General features: G+C 53.9%; 1 protein-coding gene. It reads left to right on the forward strand.

Annotated features, from left to right (window positions below):
- Positions 1–967: 967 nt before the first annotated feature.
- Positions 968–1,472: hypothetical protein (locus tag EAW56_RS12190; RefSeq protein ID WP_425267116.1), on the forward strand; the 505-nt coding region annotated here is incomplete at its 3' end.

Raw genomic sequence — 1,472 nt, forward strand, 5'->3', positions numbered from 1 at the left:
CCTTTCTGCGCTTGTGTAGTGGAATAGCCATCCGGCTATTCCACCGCTGTAGGCGTCCAAAAAGCTACTAGACATCCTGTCCAAAAACCTCCTGGACTCCTTGTCCAAAAAGTCCCTAGACATGACAAGGGAAAACTAGCCCGTCTGTGTTGTATGAGGTTAGGTTTGCTTGTTTGATGAGCAACATGCTGAACCTGCTCAGGCGGTGATCGGGTCAGGCGGGTAACTCTGGGGTGAGCCCCTGCTCTTCAGGTGTCCGAACATAAGACTTCAGAGGTGCTCTGAGCGGGGCATGGAGTCAGTTGCTTCTGATGGACGAGAGTTCTCCGCCCATATCCTTATCCCCACGGAAAGAAAAACTAGGAGTACTAGAGATGTGGCCAATAGTCCAAGCCCTATCGAGTGGGTTGCCCATAAAACGATTAGTGCTATCGCGAAAACTGATAGCACGGCTAGGGCACCGCTTTTAATCTTTTGCGCTGTATCCATAGTTTTATTATGGCGGTTGGCAAACTACTACTGAAGCGTCCTGGGTTTAGTTCCGCTTCTTTTACGGCCCTGTGTTGATGGGCTGGGTGAGATAGTACTCGGCTTCTACTTCTTGTGGGGTGTCGTAGTCCAATGTTTCGTGAAGCCGCTTGGCGTTCCACCAATGCACCCATCGCTGGTGTTGTCCCTGTTCTGGGAAACGGCCTAGACCCAGCCATTGATCACAAGGAGGATCATCGTCCTGTGGCCAGTCACAATCGGGTTCCTTCGGCAATGCCGCCGTGCCCTGAAGTCACGCGGTCACCAAAATGTTTCTCCCGAAGTATCGAAGATTCAGTTTTACTCGAGACTCACCATCGCGTTACGTGATTTGTCTCGCACACGTTTGGCGCCCTTAGTAAATTGACAATTGACAGTCAGTCAACAATGCGATTGTCGGAAGCCAGCACACATTCTCTACCAATTGGAGTTTTAAGCTATGTTGAATAAGCGTTTCGCGGCCAGCGTTGTTGCTGGCTGCATGATCACCGCCGGAATTGTCGCGCCTTCGGCCAATGCGGTATCCGTCAAGGTGAGCGGTGGCACTTGCCACTTCACCTTCACTGCTCAGGAGCAAGAGCGGTACATGATGCCAAGCTCAGGCACAATCACGCCGCAGGAGGCGAAGAAGGCCATCAAGGAGACAAAGGCAGCGCAAGCGCAGGAGCGAAAAGCTATTGCGGAGCTGAAGAAGACCGATCCCGCCGCCGCGGCAGAGCGCGAGAAGTTGTTCAAGGTTGGGGTTGAGGCCTACGAGAAGACCTTCCTTCCAGCTTTTCAAAAGTGCGCGGGCAGTGGTGGCTCCAATGCGCCGCAAAAGCCGAAGCCCAAGCCGAAGCCAAAGCCGGGGACTCCGGGCACCGATGGCGGTTCCAGCTCTCAGGACGGCGGTAAGCCCGGAGATGCCGAGGGAAAGAACGCGCTGAGCGATGAGGACGGCAAGC

It is taken from the genome of Corynebacterium gottingense (assembly GCF_003693265.1).
Lineage (GTDB): Bacteria > Actinomycetota > Actinomycetes > Mycobacteriales > Mycobacteriaceae > Corynebacterium > Corynebacterium gottingense.